Raw genomic sequence first — 16084 nt, forward strand, 5'->3', positions numbered from 1 at the left:
TGATGTTGAATGTGGCGACCCCTTCGCGGGCAAGCCTCGCTCCTACAATAACGGGTGTTCCCTCCAGGCCGGTTTTGTATCTATCAAGAGCAAGGCAAGGAGTGACAGCATGAGTCAGGATTGGGATGCCGGTCGGCTGGACAGCGACCTCGATGGCGTAGCGTTCGATACCCTGGCCGTACGCGCCGGTCAGCACCGCACGCCGGAAGGCGAACACGGTGATCCGATGTTCTTCACTTCCAGCTACGTATTCCGCACCGCCGCTGATGCGGCGGCGCGCTTCTCCGGTGAAGTGCCGGGCAACGTCTACTCGCGTTACACCAACCCGACCGTGCGTGCGTTCGAGGAGCGCATCGCCGCGCTGGAAAGCGCCGAGCAAGCGGTCGCGACGGCCACTGGCATGGCCGCGATCATGGCAGTGGTGATGAGCCTGTGCAGCGCCGGCGACCACGTGCTGGTGTCGCGCAGTGTGTTCGGTTCGACCATCAGCCTGTTCGAAAAGTACTTCAAACGCTTCGGCGTCGAAGTCGATTACGTGCCGTTGGCCGACCTGTCCGGCTGGGATGCGGCGATCAAATCCAACACCAAATTGCTCTTCGTCGAATCGCCGTCGAACCCGCTCGCCGAACTGGTCGATATCGCCGAACTGTCGAAAATCGCTCACGCCAAAGGCGCGATGCTGGTGGTCGACAACTGCTTCTGCACCCCGGCGTTGCAGCAACCGCTGAAGCTCGGCGCAGACATCGTTGTGCACTCGGCGACCAAGTTCATCGACGGCCAGGGCCGTTGCATGGGCGGGGTTGTGGCCGGTCGCAGTGAGCAGATGAAAGAAATCGTCGGTTTCCTGCGCACTGCCGGGCCGACCCTCAGCCCGTTCAACGCGTGGATCTTCCTCAAAGGTCTGGAAACCCTGAACCTGCGGATGAAGGCGCATTGCGCCAACGCCCAGCAACTGGCCGAGTGGCTGGAGCAGCAGGACGGCATCGAGAAAGTCCATTACGCCGGCCTCAAGAGCCATCCGCAGCACGAACTGGCGCAGCGCCAGCAGAAGGGCTTCGGCGCGGTGGTGAGCTTCGAGGTCAAGGGTGGCAAGGAGGGCGCGTGGCGCTTTATCGATGCGACGCGGCTGATTTCGATCACTGCCAACCTGGGCGACACCAAAACCACCATCACGCACCCGAGCACCACCTCCCACGGCCGTCTGGCGCCGCAGGAACGTGAAGCGGCGGGCATTCGTGACAGCCTGATCCGCATCGCGGTCGGTCTCGAAGACGCAGCCGACCTGCAAGCCGATCTGGCACGCGGCTTGGCTGCCTTGTGATCGAGTTGGCCACGCCAAGCACCGGCAGCCATGGCCGCGTCGCGCTGGTTACCGGGGCTGCGCGCGGCATCGGGCTGGGCATCGCGGCATGGCTGATCAGCGAAGGCTGGCAAGTGGTGCTGACAGATCTGGACCGCACGCGCGGCTCGAAAGTGGCGAAGGTGCTAGGCGACAACGCCTGGTTTATCGCCATGGACGTGTCCAGCGAAAGTCAGGTGGCGCTGGGCGTCGCCGAGGTTTTGGGGCAGTTCGGGCGTCTGGATGCGCTGGTGTGCAACGCGGCAATTGCCGATCCGCACAACATCACGCTGGAAAGTCTGGATCTGGCGTATTGGAATCGCGTGTTGGCGGTCAACCTCAGCGGCCCGATGTTGCTGGCCAAGCACTGCGCGCCGTACCTGCGCGCGCACAACGGTTCGATCGTCAATCTGGCCTCGACCCGCGCCGGGCAGTCGGAGCCGGACACTGAGGCTTATGCGGCGAGCAAGGGCGGCTTGTTGGCGCTGACGCACGCGCTGGCGATCAGCCTGGGCCCGGAGATTCGCGTCAACGCGGTCAGCCCCGGCTGGATCGATGCGCGCGACCCGAGCGAGCGACGTGCCGAGCCACTGACCGAAGCGGATCACGCGCAGCACCCGGCGGGCAGGGTAGGGACGGTCGAAGATGTGGCGGCGATGGTGGCGTGGTTGCTGTCGAGGAATGCCGGGTTTGTCACCGGCCAAGAGTTCGTAGTCGACGGCGGCATGACCAAAAAAATGATTTACACCGAGTGATTCGCATAGGCGCATACATGTATTGAATGCGCCACCGCCTTCGCGAGCAAGCTCGCTCCCACATTGAAACGCAATCCACTGTGGGAGCGAGCTTGCTCGCGAAGGCGGTCCCACTGTTGCTGATGCTGTTGCGAATGACACGATTTTGTCTTTTTCAGAAAAACTTCAATCCTGCTATTGACTTAGGTTCGCTACCTGCGTAAATTTCGCGGCCTCGGAGATGCAAACGGGTGATTAGCTCAGCTGGGAGAGCGTCTGCCTTACAAGCAGAATGTCGGCGGTTCGATCCCGTCATCACCCACCACTTCCGAGAGTCTTGCGCAAGCAAGATGGAAGCCTTTAAAAGCCTCCACCGACGCGCAGCGGTAGTTCAGTCGGTTAGAATACCGGCCTGTCACGCCGGGGGTCGCGGGTTCGAGTCCCGTCCGCTGCGCCATATTTTCCGAGTCAGAGTTTTTTCTGGTTCGAGATTGAAAGCCTCGAAGCTTCCAGTCAGACGAGTTACTTGGACGCAAGTCCAAAGCGATACGCAGCGGTAGTTCAGTCGGTTAGAATACCGGCCTGTCACGCCGGGGGTCGCGGGTTCGAGTCCCGTCCGCTGCGCCATATCTGCCTCAAGGCCCACTGAACGCCTTGGAGCTACGAAAAAAAGCAGTTGCTAATACCAGCGCTTGATTCGCGTCGATAGCAAAGACCCTGGTCGAAAGACCGGGGTTTTTTGTGTCTGCGATTTGGCTTTTCCCTCCTTCAATTTCCCTCTGCTCAATCTTTCTGCCCCACCAACGCATAAAGCGCTTCCTTCGCTGCGTCGACATTAATTAGAATCACTCTCATTTGCGCTAACTCCTTGGCACAGGGCTTCTTGAAATGAGTGATGCAGCGATGCCGACGGGACACACTTTCCACGACCTGTACCGCGACCATCGTGGCTGGCTCGAAAGCTGGTTGAGACGCCGCATGGGCAATGGCCATGACGCGGCGGACTTGAGCCAGGACACTTTCCTGCGCCTGCTCGCCAGCTCGCAAAGCATTGCCGACCTGCAAGAACCCCGCGCCTATCTGGCCACCGTCGGCAAGCGCTTGCTGAGCAACTTCTACAAACGCCGCAGCCTCGAACAAGCCTATCTGAATGCCCTGGCGCTGCTGCCCGAAGACTGCGTGCCGTCCCCGGAACAGCGCTGGATGCTGCTGGAAACCCTGCAAGCGCTCGACGAATTGCTCGACGGTCTGCCCCGCCCGGTCCGCCGTGCATTTCTCTGGAGCCAACTCGAAGGCCTCGGGTATCAGGAAATCGCCGAACGCCTGCAAGTCTCCGAACGCACGATCAAACGCTACATGGCCCAAGCCTACGAACATTGCTTGCTGGTGGAATTGTGATTGGTTCTGCACCCTCGGCCGAAACCCGCCAAATCATGCGGGCGGCTGCACGCTGGTTGGCGCTGATCGAATCCGGTTCCGCGAGTGATCAGGATCGCGCCGAGTTGCAGCGCTGGCGCGACAGCCACAGCACCCACGAACAGGCTTGGCAGAAAGCGCAAATGCTCCGCCAGCGCTTCGCCGACCTGCCGTCAGCCCTCGCCTTGGCCAGCCTCGACCGACCGCAGCCAAGTCGACGCACGGTGATCAAACGCGCGGTCGGTGCGGTGGCGCTGGTGCCGGCAGCGTGGCTGATCAGCCGCCAGTTGCCGCTGGATGTCTGGAGCGCCGACCTGCGCACGGCGACCGGGGAGGGCAAAAAAGTCCAATTGACCGATGGCAGTTCGCTGCAACTGAACACCGCGAGCGCCGTAGATATCGATCTAAGCAAACGTCTGCTGAAACTCGTCGAGGGCGAAATCGCGCTGAATGTGCCGGGGACTAAGCCGCTGACGATCCAGACGCACTTCGGGCAGATTGTCGTCAGCCAAAGCGAAGTGTGCGTGCGCCAGGTGGCAAGCGGTTGCAAGGTTTCGGTGCTCAAGGGTGCGGTGCAATTGCAGCCTCTGCGCGGTCCGGTGTTCTCGCTGCGCGGTGGCCAGCAGGTCAGCCTGCGGGCGGCCGGTGCCGGCAACGTCGAGCCGTTTGATGCGCTGGCTCCCGGCTGGCGCGACGGTGTGCTGATGGCGCAGAACCAGCCGTTGGGCGATTTTCTGCGCGAACTCAGCAGCTATCGACCGGGCGTGCTGCGCTGGGAGCCGGAGCTGGAATCGCTGCGGGTCACTGGCAGTTTTCGTCTCGACGACACCGACCGCATCCTCGCGCTGCTGGCGGCGAGCCTGCCGATCGAGGTGCACTCGCGCACGCGTTATTGGGTAACGCTGCTGCCGCGCAAAAATAGTGTTTAAGGCGTGTCCCTTTTTTTCGCGTCGCTGGTCATTCAAGGCAAGTGAAACGAAATCAGAGAGACTTTCAATGCCCGCAGTGATGCCCTGCAGTACACGTTCGGCTCTATTCCGCCTGCGCCCGTTGGTGCACTTGAGTCTGTTGCTGAGCCTGAGTGCCAGTCCATTCTTCATCACCACCGCGTGGGCCGACGACGGTTCCAAACGCAGTTATCAAGTTCCGGCGGGTAGCCTCAGCGCGGCGTTGACGCGGTTTGCCGGGTTGGCCGGGGTCAACTTGTCGGTGGACCCGGCGCTGGTTGGCAGCCGCACCAGTGCGGGACTGTCCGGTGATTTCGCGGTTGAAGAGGGTTTCGCCCGATTGTTGCAGGGCTCGGGCCTGCAATTGCAGGCAGTCGGCGATCAGGCTTACATCCTCACCCCGGCGCCCGAGGGCAGCAGCCTGCAATTGGCGCCGACCTCGATTCTCGGCGCGACTGGCGGCGTCGAGGGCGAGCCTTACGCCGGCGGCCAGGTGGCGCGGCGCGGTTCGCAGGGTTTACTCGGCTCGAAAGATTTCATGGAAACCCCGTTCAGCATCACCACTTACACCGCTGAGGCGGTGAAGAATCTGCAGGCTCGGACCTTGGGCGATCTGGTGGCCAGCGATCCGTCAGTTCGGGCGACCAACCCGGCGGGCGGGCGCTATGAACAGTTCACCATTCGCGGGCTCAGCCTGTTCAATAGCGATGTTTCCTACAACGGTCTGTACGGCGTCCTGCCGACTTATACCATCGACATGGAAATGGCTGACCGCGTCGACATCCTCAAAGGCCCGAGCCAGTTGATCAACGGCATCTCGCCGCGTGGCAGCGTCGGTGGCGGCATCAACGTGGTGCCGAAACGCGCGACCGATGCGCCGATCACCTCGTTTACCGGCAGCTATGCGTCGAACAATCAGCTCGGCGGCGCCGTGGATATCGGCCGGCGCTTTGGCGAGGATGACAAGTTCGGCATTCGTTTCAACGGCGTCAAACAGTCCGGCGACACCGAGTGGGATCACCAGAGCGTCGACCGCGACATGGCTGTGTTGGGCCTGGATTTTCGCGGTGAACGGCTGCGCCTCTCGACGGATGTCGGGCACACCGAACGCGACACCGACGCCCCGCAGGAGCGGGTGATTGTCGGCGCCAACGCCCAGGTGCCGCACGCCAGCGACGTGCGCCGCAACTATGCGCAGGCCTGGAGCCAGGCGCGGACCAAGGACACGTTCGGCACGGTCAACGGTGAGTTCGACGTCAGCGATTCGGTGATGCTCTACGGCGGCGTCGGCGCACGCAAAAGTAACCACGATTTTCTTCGGCATGCGGTTTCGATCACCAATGATCGCGGCGATTTCAGCGTGCAGCCGCGTGATTTCACCCGTGACGAAAACGTGCGCACCGCCAACGCCGGCGTGCGCAACTGGTTTCACACCGGCCCGGTCAGCCATGAGGTGAATCTGGCGGCCAGTTATTTTTATATGGATTTCGAGAATGGCGGCGCCCGTTACGCCGCATCTCCGAGCAATCTCTACAACCCGGTGGCCACGCCGACGCCGAACAATCCGACGCGTCAGGACGCGAAGGTCTACACCGAAAACCGCTTCAGCGGCGTGGCGTTGTCCGACACTCTCGGCTTTTTTGATGACCGCGTGTTGCTGACCCTCGGCGCGCGCTGGCAGCGGGTGAAGGTCGACGACTGGTCGGACAACATCAAGGGCGACACCGCTTATGACGAGGAAAAGGTCTCGCCATCGGGCGGCATTCTGTTCAAGGCCACCGATAAGCTGTCGCTGTACGCCAACTACATGGAAGGTTTGAGCCAGGGCAAAATCGCGCCATCGACTTCGGTGAACGAGGACGAAATCTTTCCGCCATTTATCAGTCGTCAGGTCGAAGTCGGCGCCAAGTATGACGCCGGGCCGTTCGCGGTGACCGCGGCGGTGTTCCGCATCAAGCAACCGGCTTACGAGACCAACGCCAACACCCGCGTATTCGGCCCGAACGGCAAACGCGAAAACACCGGCGCGGAAATCAGCATGTTTGGCGAACCGCTCAAAGGTGTGCGCCTGCTCGGCGGCGTGATGTACATCGACAGCGAACTGAAGCAGACCACCAACGGCACCTTCGACGGCAACCGCGCGCCGGCCACGCCGAAATACAACGTCAACCTGGGGGCCGAATACGATATTCCGAACGTGGAGGGCCTGACGCTGACCAGTCGCGCGATTTATTCGAGTTCGCAATATCTGGACCAATCCAACGTCAAGGAAATCGACGCCTGGACACGCCTGGATGTCGGCGCGCGGTATGCGTTCAAGGTCGACGATAAACGCATCACCTTGCGCGGCAATATCGAGAACGTGGCGAACAAGCGCTATTGGAGTTCTGCGGGCGCGTCGGATGACAGCGAGCCAGGGTTGACGCTGTCGACACCGCGCACGTATTTGCTGTCGGCGACTGTCGATTTCTGAGTTGTTTGATTTTTTTGGGGGAGGTTTAGCTGGCGGAAGTGGCGGGTCAGGTAGCAGCTCACACGCAATCTCTGTGGGAGCCGAGCTTGCTCGCGATGAGGCCGTCAGCCCTTACATCGTAATCACCTGACACACCGCCTTCGCGAGCAAGCTCAGCTCCTACAGTTTCAGCGGCGCTTCTCAGGCAGCACGCAGTCCCTGTGGGAGCAGAGCTTGCTCGCGATGAGGCCGTCAGCCGCTAAATCTTCATCACCTGACACACCGCTTTCGCGAGCAAGCTCAGCGCCTACAGTTTCAGCGGCGCTTCTCAGGCAGCACGCAATCCCTGTGGGAGCCGAGCTTGCTCGCGATGACGCCATCTGCCGCTACCCCGTAATCACCTGACACGCCGCCTTCGCGTGCAAGCTCAGCTCCCACAGGATCCAAGGTGTTCACCCGATTGGCGCAACGCCGCAACCCCTGTAGGAGTGAGCCTGCTCGCGATGGTTTCACCTCGGTTTTCTGATTCTTTGGTCAGATATTTGTAACGAGTTGTTTTCTAAAACGGCGCAAACCTTTAAAGTTAACCTTTCGGTCAGCTTTGCACTGTCAATTCAGCCCTTTGCTTCGTCAAGAAGGGCTTCTGCAAGACTCGAGATCCCCAGAAAATAACCAGAAGGGCGGACCTATAACCGTCCAGAGGATGATCCATGTCCAACCGTGATATCTCCCGGCGCTCGTTCCTTCAGGGCGGGTTGGTGGCAGGTGTGAGCGTGACGCTTGCGCCGCTCAGCTCCCAGGCGCTAGGTGCCTTGATGGAAAACAGCGTGACCGTGCCGTCCGAGCAATGGCTCGGCAACAACGGCAAGGCGCGCCAGCGCAACGATGCCTTGTCCAAAGTCTGCGGCAGCAAAGTGTTTGCCCGCGACATCCGCGCCAAGGACATGCCGGGCTGGCCGCAGCAGCAGGGCCACGCCATGTTGCTGAAAATCACCAAGGCTGACCGCATCTACGCCGGCTACGACCTGAGCTGGCTCGGCGCCGATTTGCAGCCCGACCGCATCGTCACCGCCGCTGACCTGGACAACGACGGCATCGTCTTTCCGGAAGAGCACGCGCCTGATCCGCTGCTGCCCGAAGGCAAAGTGCCGATGTTCATCGGTCACCCGGTGGCGATCCTGATCTGGAACGATTTCGAGCGATTCCGCCAGGCCAAGGCCAAACTCAAATTCAATGACAAAGCCATCCGCTACGGCGCCCAAGTGCCGTTTTACGAGGGCGATCCCTACGGCAGTTTCCGCTACGTGCGCGTCGGCGGCGCGACCTCGGCGGACGAAGACGAGTTCGCCAGCCTCAAGGATTCGATCCTCTTTCCGATGCTGAAAAACCGGCGCCCGGTGTGGAACTCCCAACCCGACCTGCACGGCAACCTGACCGAGCGCGGATTGTTCTACGCCGACCGCATGAAGCAGCAAATCGACACGCCGCCGGACAACTGGCTGGTGTTCGACGAGCGCTACAAAACGCCGTCGATCGAACCCGCCGCAATGGAACCGGACAACGGCAACGGCTGGTACGACCCGGCCACCAAAACCCTGCACTTTGTCGTCGCCACCCAATGCCCGCTGGAAACCGCAACCGACACCGCGAAGATGATCGCGCCGTCGCGTTTCGGCCTCGCCAACCTCAACCTGCACCCGGGCTACACCGTGGGTTACGGCTCCAAGGACCACAACATTTTCGTCTACTACGCTGCGTTGGCCGCGTTGTACGGCGCGGGTGTGCCGGTGCGTCTGGCGAATGATCGCTACGAGCAATTCCAGAGCGGCATCAAGCGTCACCCGTTCGACATCCGCTACCAATTGGCCGTGGACAAGACCGATCACAGCTTCAAGATTTTCCGCGCCGAAATGAGCGTCGACGGCGGCGGGCGGATCAACTACAGCCCTTCGGTTGCAGCGGTTGGCGCCACAGCGGCGCAGTCGATCTACTACATGCCGCAGAACGATTTGCAGGTCACGGCCTACCATTCGCGCGCCGTGGAAGCGGGCTCGATGCGCGGTTACGGCACCCTGCAAAGCATGGCGTCGACGGAAATGATGGTCGATGAAATCGCCGGTCGCCTCGGCATCGACGCGATTGATCTGCGCAAGAAAAACGCCATGCTCTCGGGCATGAAAAACACCCAGGGCGCGATCCCTGCCGGTGCTTTGCGGCTGCACGAAATTCTCGACAAGGCTGCGGTCCACGAAGTCTGGAAAAACCGCGACGCGATCAAAAAGCAACGTGAGGCGGCTGACCCGGATCACTGGTATGGCGTCGGTTTCGCGATCTGCCAGAAAGACTTCGGCACCGGTTCCGAAGCACCGATGGCGAGCATCGAATACACCGCTGACGGGCACGTGACGCTGCGCCATATCGGCATCGAAATCGGCACCGGCATGTCCACCTCGCAAGCCTTGGTGGTGGCTGATTTCATCGGCATCCCGGCGACCGAAGTGAAGACCGGCGAAACCGAGTGGAAAGAGTTGCAGCTGTTCACCGGCGGCAACCCGTACACCATGAGCCAGGCTGAACAGGATGGTTACCTGCGCAACCCGCGCTGGGTCGGCAAACTGGCGTCGGCCTCGTCGGCAACCAACTCGGCTTACTACTTCAGCCACGCCACCCGTGAAGCGGCGCGCGTGCTGTTCAACCACGGCTTGTGGCCGGCAGCGTTGCAGATCTGGGGTCAAGGCCCTTACGGCGGCCAGGCCAACCCGTACGTGGTGCGCCGCGAAGACGCGCATTGGGTCGACGGCAAACTCACCGCCAACGGCATGCAACCGCTGAGCTTCGAACAACTGGCCAAACACGCGCACGAAAAAGGTTTGGTGACCGGCGCGACCGTGCACGGTTTCAACCGCTGGAGCTGGGCCGAGGCCGAGTTCAGCATCGACGGTGTGCGCGAGCGCTTGCCGCTCGATGGACTCGCCGTGAAGTACGGCGACGGCGCGCCGAACGCGAAAAAAGCACAGATGACCAGCGCTGGTTTCCATCTGCTCGATCGCCAGAACGCGCATTACCCGGACATCCAGTTGAACAACGCGGCGGTGACTTACTACAGCCCGGTCGCGACGCTGGTGGAATTGAAAGTCAACAAAGGTTCGGCCGAAGTGCAGGTGCTCAACCATCACTCGTGGGTCGAGTGCGGTCGGGTGCTGGTGGAAGAATTGGTCAGGGGCCAGCTCGAAGGCGGGATCGCCATGGGCATCGGCCATGCGCTGCTCGAAGAAATGCCGCTGTACGAAGGCGGGCCGGGGGAGGGTGACTGGAACTTCAACCGTTACCGTTTGCCGATGGCGCGGCACGTGGCGGTGTGGACGCAAACGGCGGAAATTCTGCCGCCGCTGTCGCCAAGCGACCCGTCCAAGGGCATTGCCGAAGTGGTGATGATCCCGGTGGTCGGCGCCATCGGTAACGCCGTGGCCCACGCCATCGGCAAACGCGTTCGCGACCTGCCTATCACTTCTGCGCGCATCAAGGAGGCCCTCAATGGCTAACCGTCCGCTTCAACTGACCCTCAATGGTCAATCCGTCGGCCCGGTGGACATCCCTGATGATCTGCCGATGATCGACTACCTGCACGAATACAAAAACCTCACCGGCTCACGCCTCGGCTGCGGTCAGGGCATTTGCCATGCCTGCGTGGTGATCGTCGACAACCCCGACGGCACCAGCGAAGAAGTGCGCACCTGCATCACCGGCGCGCACTATTTCGAAGGCAAGAAAGTGCGGACTATCGAAGGTCACGCGACCCGCGATGAGCAGGGCAAAGTCACCGAACTGAACCCGATCCAACAGCGCTTCGTCGATGAATTCGCCTTCCAGTGCAGCTACTGCGCGCCAGGTTTCGTCAACGCCGCGACCGTGCTCGTCGAGAAGCTGCAACGTCAGCCAATCGTCAAAAGTCAGCTGGAAAAAGTCATCGAGGATAGCCTCGGTCACCACATTTGCCGCTGCACCGGCTACGTGCGTTATTACAGCGCGACGCGCAACGTGCTGACCGATCTCGGCCTGGTCAAGGAGGGTTAAAAATGAAGCATTTACTCTCCCGCCTGACCTTGGCGGTCGGCTTGGCTGCGCCGGTGTTGCTGGCGCACGCGGATGATCAGGTCAAGCGTGGCGAATACCTCGCCCGCGCCGCCGATTGCGTGGCGTGCCACACCGCACCGGGCGGCGCGCCGTACGCGGGCGGTCTGCCGATCGTTTCGCCGTTCGGCACGATCTACGGCACCAACATCACCCCGAGCAAAGAACACGGCATCGGTTTGTACAGCGACGAAGAATTCTTCGCCGCGCTGACCGAAGGCAAGCGCCGCGATGGCGCAAATTTGTACCCGGCGATGCCTTACACCTCGTATCACTTGATGCCGCGCGCCGATTCCGACGCGATTCACGCGTACCTGAAAACCGTCGAACCGATCGAGCGTGCAGCGCCGGTGACCAGCCTGAGCTTTCCGTTCAACGTGCGTTTGGGTCTGATGGGCTGGAACATGCTCTACGGCAAAGACCTGAAACTGGCGCCGACCGACGGCAAAAGCGACGAGTTCAAGCGCGGCGAATACATGGTCGAAGTGCTCGGCCATTGCGGCGAATGCCATACCCCGCGCGGTTTGCCGGGCGCCATGCAGCAAGACAAACGCTTGACCGGCGGCGTGCTCAACGGCTATCTGGCGCCGAGCCTGTTGGCCACGGACCTGGCCGCGCGCGGCTGGAATCATCAGGACTTGAGCACCTTCCTCAAGCACGGCATGAGCGCGCAAGGGACGATGTTCAACGAGATGTTCCCGGTGTTCCACAACAGCACCCAACGCCTCAGCGACCCGGACCTGGCGGCGATGGCCACGTATCTGCTCGGCGATCCGGCGCCCGCCGCGAAAGTGTTGACCGAAGTGCCGCTGGCGCAGATGAGCCCGAGCGCCCAGCGCGGTCGTCAGGCTTACCTCAACGTCTGTGCCGGTTGTCACGCGCCGGACGGCGAGGGCAAACCGCACATCGCCGTGGCCATGCGCGGCAACACCACGCTGCGCCTGGAAGACCCGCGCAACCTGTTGCGAGTGATCGAGGACGGCATCGGCGAACAGCAATTCGCCGGGTTCGAACGCATGCAACCGATGCCCGGTTTTGCCGACAAACTCAGCCACGAGCAACTGACCGATCTGCTGAATTATCTGCGTCAGGGTTGGGGTGGTCAGCCGGGTGAACTGGCGGTCGGCGATGTGCAGAAGCTGCAGGCTGACGCGCCGCCGGCCGAGCACAAGGCTCACTGACATGCAGCATCTCGATCTGCAAGTGGTGCGCCGCGCGCTCGAATGGTCGTGCGCCGGTCAGCGCGTTTGGTTGTGCACGGTGCTCGCGACTTACGGCTCGGCGCCGCGTGCGCCGGGTTCGTTGCTCGCGGTGAACGTTGACGGGCAATGGATCGGCTCGCTGTCCGGCGGTTGCGTCGAGGAGGATTTTCTCGAACGCGTTGCCGAAGGTGGGTTCGATCAAGCCGTCAGCGTCGTGCGATACGGCGAGGGCGACGATCCGCGTTCGCGGGTCAGCCTGCCGTGTGGCGGCGTGCTTGATGTGCTGGTGGAGAAGCTTGAGGCGGATTGCGAGGTTCAGGCGCACCTGCGCGAATTGCAATCGGCGTTGCTCGGCCAGCGTCGATTGATCCGCGAGGTCGATCTGGCCAGCGGTGCGCGCGGCGTGTTTGCCGACAGCGAGCAGGGCGCGCGCATCGAACGTGAGATCGATCGAGTGCGCGTGCGCATCGGCGCGGCTCAGCGTTTGCTGCTGGCCGGTTATTCCAGCGTCGCCCAGGCGTGCGCGGAGTTTGCCGTGGGGCTGGGGTTCGAGGTGGTTTTGTGTGATCCGCGCGACGAAGTGCTGGAAGGCGTGGAGTTGCCGGGCGTCGAGATTCGGCGGCAACTGCCATCGGTGTTCATCGCCGACGGCGGCTGCCACAGCGACACCGCCGTGGTGGCGCTGACGCACGACCCACGGATTGACGACCTGGCGATGATGGAAGCGGTGCGCACCGACGCGTTCTACATCGGCGTAATGGGCTCTATGCAAACCTCGCAGAAACGCTTTGAGCGGTTGCGCCGGATTGGTGGATTGAGTGATGCCGAACTGGCGCGGATACACGCGCCAATCGGCCTGAACCTGGGCAGCAAAACCCCGGCGGAAATCGCCCTCGCAGTCCTGGCCGACATCCTGCGAATCCGCAGCGGCATCCCCCGCGATCGCCTCTGATCCTTGTAGGAGCGAGGCTTGCCCGCGAAGAGGCCATCAGCCGCGACATCTCCATCACCCGACAGACCGCCATCGCGAGCAAGCTCGGCTCCCACAGGACAGCGGCGCATCTGACGCAACACCCAACCCCTGTAGGAGTGAGCCTGCTCGCGATGAGGCCATCAGTCGCTAAATCTCCATCACCAGACACACCGCCATCGCGAGCAAGCTCAGCTCCCACAGGACAGCGGCGCATCTGACGCAACACCCAACCCCTGTAGGAGTGAGCCTGCTCGCGATGAGGCCATCAGCGTCTACATTTCCATCACCAGACACACCGCTTTCGCGAGCAAGCTCAGCCCCTACAGGGCCAAACCCACCATCAACACCACCAGCCTCAATACCCCAACCTGTCCCGCAACCCGTAATACCAAGCCCCCAACGCCGCAAACGGCGTGCGCAACAACTGCCCGCCCGGGAAGGGGTAGTGCGGCAAATCCGCAAATGCATCAAAACGCTCAGCCTGCCCGCGCAACGCTTCGGCCAGCACCTTGCCCGCCAAATGCGTATACGTCACGCCATGGCCGCTACAGCCCTGCGAATAATAAATGTTGTCCCCCAGCCGTCCGACCTGCGGAAGACGCGATAACGTCAGCAGGAAATTTCCGGTCCAGGCGTAATCAATCTTCACGTCCTTCAACTGCGGAAACGCCTTGAGCATCTTCGGCCGAATAATCGCCTCAATGTTCGCCGGATCCCGCGCGCCATACACCACGCCACCGCCGAACACCAAACGCTTGTCGCCAGTCAGTCGGTAATAGTCGAGCAAATAATTGCAGTCCTCGACGCAGTAATCTTGCGGCAACAAACTCTTCGCCAGCGCCTCGCTCAGCGGCTCAGTCGTAATCACCTGAGTGCCGCACGGCATCGACTTCGCCGCCAACTCCGGCACCAGATTGCCCAGATAAGCATTGCCCGCCACGATGATGAACTTGGCCCGGACCTTACCCTGCGGCGTATGCACCACCGGATTCGCGCCGCGCTCGATGCGCACCGCTGGCGACTGCTCATAAATAGTGCCGCCCAACGATTCCACGGCCGCCGCTTCACCGAGCGCCAGGTTCAGCGGATGAATGTGCCCGCCGCTCATGTCGAGCAAGCCGCCGACATAATGCTCGCACGCCACCACTTCACGAATGCGCGTCTGATCCAGCAACTCAAGTTGCGTATGCCCGAAGCGCTCCCACAAGCGCTTCTGCGATTCCAGATGCCCAAGCTGCTTGGCCGTAATCGCAGCGAACACGCCGCCGTCCTTCAAGTCGCACTGGATATTATATTTGGCGACCCGCTCACGAATAATCCGCCCGCCCTCGAACGCCATCTGCCCGAGCAACTGCGCCTGCCTGGGCCCGACACTGCGCTCGATCACATCAATGTCGCGGCTATAACTGTTAACGATCTGCCCGCCATTACGCCCCGACGCGCCGAACCCGACCTTCGCCGCCTCCAGCACCGTGACCTTGAAGCCGTTCTCCAGCAGAAACAGGGCAGAGGACAGCCCGGTGTAACCGGCGCCGATCACGCAGACATCAGTCTCCACGTCATCCTGCAACGCCGGGCGCGGCGGCACCGCATTGGCCGATGCGGCGTAATAGGACTCTGGGTAAGGGGTGTTCGCCATCCTGCTGCCTCTGTTTAATATATTTTACGAGTGCCCCGATCCTACCCGACTTGAAAAACCGCCGCCAGCCACCGGAAAATCCTGGTCGCGGCAGCAAAATTAAATATTTTGCATATTCATAGGGTTAGCTCGAAAAAAGGTGTTGACACCCCTCCGGAATTCCGTAGAATGCCGCCACACAGCAGGCACGTAGCTCAGTTGGTTAGAGCACCACCTTGACATGGTGGGGGTCGTTGGTTCGAGTCCAATCGCGCCTACCAAACAAAATCCGCTCTGCTGGGCGGTCTAGAAGGGCCCGCCGAAAGGTGGGCCCTTTTTTGTTGTCTGCGATTTGGGAAATAAAGGGAACGGTTCTATTTGCTTTTTGGCGGAATTGGCAAACCTTGACGCACTCCCTCGTGGTCCCCGCTCATTCCGTGCGTTGAAAAGGGACTGAATGAGCAGTTCGGATAACGCGAGATCAACGCCACGTTTGCCGCGATCAGCTAGCAAAACCAATGGAAGCCTTTCTGCGCGTTTAACCATTGCCAGATCCGCGTTTAACGACACCACCTGTTACGTCCCAATGCCTACAAAACCTTGTGCCTTTGCCTACGGGTAAGACAGAATCCGCCGGCTTGTTCGCTGAAGGCCCCACCGGTAACTTTGTCCCATCACTGCACATCAGTGATCGGGTTTAGTAGCTCGGCAGTCATCTTCGGTTGTACAAGTCTCCTTCGGTCAGGTTTGCCTGTGCTTGATGGTGGTTGTGTACAGGGCGCCCTCGGGCGCGCCGGGGTTTTAGGTGACTTTGCCGGTCTACTAACCTGTGCACAGCCGCCACCCTCTCGTTTAGTAGCGAGTCGGTTGCAGCTCAACCGGAGAAAGTCCCTATGTTCAAAGTAACCCCGAATCCGCCGCACACCGATCCAGTACCGTACGACGCCTCTTTCGATCTCGACCCCGAAAAGATCAAAGCAGCCGCCGACCGCGCGCTCAAAATCTACTTGAACCCCGGGGCGACGAAAGCGCAGATAGCGCCCCGCAAACCCAGCAGCATCTTCGCCATCGACCCGTCGGCGGATGACGAGACCTTACTCGTCGATGCGTGCGATGCGTTTGCGTCCGCAAGCATCATCGTCAACAACCTGGTCGGCCTGACGGAGAATCCGCGACGCCAAACGCTGCTGGTGCTGCAACGAGTGATCACGATGGGCGAGTTAGCGGTCAATCGCGTACTGGATAATCACAAGCCCGGCTAGTCACCAGGCG

The 16084-nt window shown here is 61.2% G+C and carries 11 protein-coding genes and 4 tRNA genes; 14 read left to right on the forward strand and 1 reads right to left on the reverse strand.

Going from position 1 to position 16084, the window contains the following annotated elements; all coding sequences use genetic code 11:
• Nucleotides 1-109: 109 nt before the first annotated feature.
• The 12 genes from FBY12_RS13410 (at nucleotide 110) to FBY12_RS13465 (ending at nucleotide 13173) form a co-directional block, all read left to right on the forward strand.
• The gene (locus FBY12_RS13410; protein ID WP_101207052.1) at nucleotides 110-1321 is read left to right on the forward strand and encodes an O-succinylhomoserine sulfhydrylase; all 1212 of its coding nucleotides are present in this window, start codon (nucleotides 110-112) and stop codon (nucleotides 1319-1321) included.
• On the forward strand, nucleotides 1318-2094 hold the full coding sequence (locus FBY12_RS13415; protein WP_145253121.1) for an SDR family oxidoreductase: 777 nt from the start codon (nucleotides 1318-1320) through the stop codon (nucleotides 2092-2094). Before FBY12_RS13410 ends, FBY12_RS13415 begins: the two co-directional genes overlap by 4 nt.
• 228 nt (nucleotides 2095-2322) lie before the next feature.
• A tRNA-Val gene (locus FBY12_RS13420) sits at nucleotides 2323-2398 on the forward strand.
• A 55-nt stretch (nucleotides 2399-2453) separates the two neighbouring features.
• Nucleotides 2454-2530 (forward strand) — tRNA-Asp (locus FBY12_RS13425).
• 93 nt (nucleotides 2531-2623) lie between these two features.
• Nucleotides 2624-2700: transfer RNA gene (locus FBY12_RS13430), tRNA-Asp, on the forward strand.
• 261 nt (nucleotides 2701-2961) lie between these two features.
• Entirely contained in the window at nucleotides 2962-3471 is a 510-nt protein-coding gene (locus tag FBY12_RS13435) for a sigma-70 family RNA polymerase sigma factor (protein WP_145253122.1), read from the forward strand.
• Nucleotides 3472-3506: 35 nt separating this feature from the next.
• Nucleotides 3507-4418, forward strand: coding sequence for a FecR domain-containing protein (locus FBY12_RS13440; RefSeq protein ID WP_145253316.1), 912 nt, complete (start codon nucleotides 3507-3509; stop codon nucleotides 4416-4418).
• A 67-nt stretch (nucleotides 4419-4485) separates the two neighbouring features.
• Nucleotides 4486-6909 (forward strand): TonB-dependent receptor, encoded by a 2424-nt coding sequence (locus FBY12_RS13445; RefSeq protein ID WP_145253123.1) that lies wholly within the window; start codon nucleotides 4486-4488, stop codon nucleotides 6907-6909.
• A gap of 689 nt (nucleotides 6910-7598) precedes the next feature.
• Nucleotides 7599-10430, forward strand: a complete 2832-nt coding sequence (locus tag FBY12_RS13450) for a xanthine dehydrogenase family protein molybdopterin-binding subunit (protein ID WP_121757332.1) — start codon at nucleotides 7599-7601, stop codon at nucleotides 10428-10430.
• A complete protein-coding gene (locus FBY12_RS13455; RefSeq protein WP_007982256.1) occupies nucleotides 10423-10962 on the forward strand; it encodes a (2Fe-2S)-binding protein in 540 nt (179 codons plus the stop codon). Before FBY12_RS13450 ends, FBY12_RS13455 begins: the two co-directional genes overlap by 8 nt.
• 2 nt (nucleotides 10963-10964) lie before the next feature.
• Nucleotides 10965-12200, forward strand: coding sequence for a cytochrome c (locus FBY12_RS13460; protein WP_145253124.1), 1236 nt, complete (start codon nucleotides 10965-10967; stop codon nucleotides 12198-12200).
• Between the two features lies 1 nt (nucleotide 12201).
• Nucleotides 12202-13173, forward strand: coding sequence for an XdhC family protein (locus tag FBY12_RS13465; protein WP_145253125.1), 972 nt, complete (start codon nucleotides 12202-12204; stop codon nucleotides 13171-13173).
• 376 nt (nucleotides 13174-13549) lie between these two features.
• Here the strand turns inward: FBY12_RS13465 and FBY12_RS13470 are convergent, their stop codons facing one another.
• A complete protein-coding gene (locus FBY12_RS13470) occupies nucleotides 13550-14833 on the reverse strand; it encodes an FAD-binding oxidoreductase (protein WP_145253126.1) in 1284 nt (427 codons plus the stop codon).
• Between the two features lie 183 nt (nucleotides 14834-15016).
• On the opposite strand from FBY12_RS13470, the gene FBY12_RS13475 reads away from it, so the two are divergent.
• Together FBY12_RS13475 and FBY12_RS13480 are read left to right on the forward strand one after the other, a co-directional pair.
• Nucleotides 15017-15093, forward strand: a tRNA-Val gene (locus tag FBY12_RS13475).
• A 612-nt stretch (nucleotides 15094-15705) separates the two neighbouring features.
• Nucleotides 15706-16074 carry a DUF6124 family protein gene (locus tag FBY12_RS13480; protein ID WP_145253127.1) on the forward strand — a complete coding sequence of 123 codons (369 nt, stop codon included), beginning with the start codon at nucleotides 15706-15708 and terminating at the stop codon, nucleotides 16072-16074.
• The last annotated feature ends 10 nt before the right edge of the window (nucleotides 16075-16084 follow it).

The organism is Pseudomonas sp. SJZ131 (genome assembly GCF_007828705.1).
Lineage (GTDB): Bacteria > Pseudomonadota > Gammaproteobacteria > Pseudomonadales > Pseudomonadaceae > Aquipseudomonas > Aquipseudomonas prosekii.

What these genes read in the sequence shown, in the direction of transcription:
- FBY12_RS13410 (WP_101207052.1), top strand. Translation starts at nt 110, where the DNA reads ATGAGTCAGGATTGGGATGCCGGTCGGCTGGACAGCGACCTCGATGGC.
- FBY12_RS13435 (WP_145253122.1), top strand. Translation starts at nt 2,962, where the DNA reads ATGAGTGATGCAGCGATGCCGACGGGACACACTTTCCACGACCTGTAC.
- FBY12_RS13440 (WP_145253316.1), top strand. Translation starts at nt 3,507, where the DNA reads ATGCGGGCGGCTGCACGCTGGTTGGCGCTGATCGAATCCGGTTCCGCG.
- FBY12_RS13445 (WP_145253123.1), top strand. Translation starts at nt 4,486, where the DNA reads ATGCCCGCAGTGATGCCCTGCAGTACACGTTCGGCTCTATTCCGCCTG.
- FBY12_RS13450 (WP_121757332.1), top strand. Translation starts at nt 7,599, where the DNA reads ATGTCCAACCGTGATATCTCCCGGCGCTCGTTCCTTCAGGGCGGGTTG.
- FBY12_RS13455 (WP_007982256.1), top strand. Translation starts at nt 10,423, where the DNA reads ATGGCTAACCGTCCGCTTCAACTGACCCTCAATGGTCAATCCGTCGGC.
- FBY12_RS13460 (WP_145253124.1), top strand. Translation starts at nt 10,965, where the DNA reads ATGAAGCATTTACTCTCCCGCCTGACCTTGGCGGTCGGCTTGGCTGCG.
- FBY12_RS13465 (WP_145253125.1), top strand. Translation starts at nt 12,202, where the DNA reads ATGCAGCATCTCGATCTGCAAGTGGTGCGCCGCGCGCTCGAATGGTCG.
- FBY12_RS13470 (WP_145253126.1), bottom strand. Translation starts at nt 14,833, where the DNA reads ATGGCGAACACCCCTTACCCAGAGTCCTATTACGCCGCATCGGCCAAT.
- FBY12_RS13480 (WP_145253127.1), top strand. Translation starts at nt 15,706, where the DNA reads ATGTTCAAAGTAACCCCGAATCCGCCGCACACCGATCCAGTACCGTAC.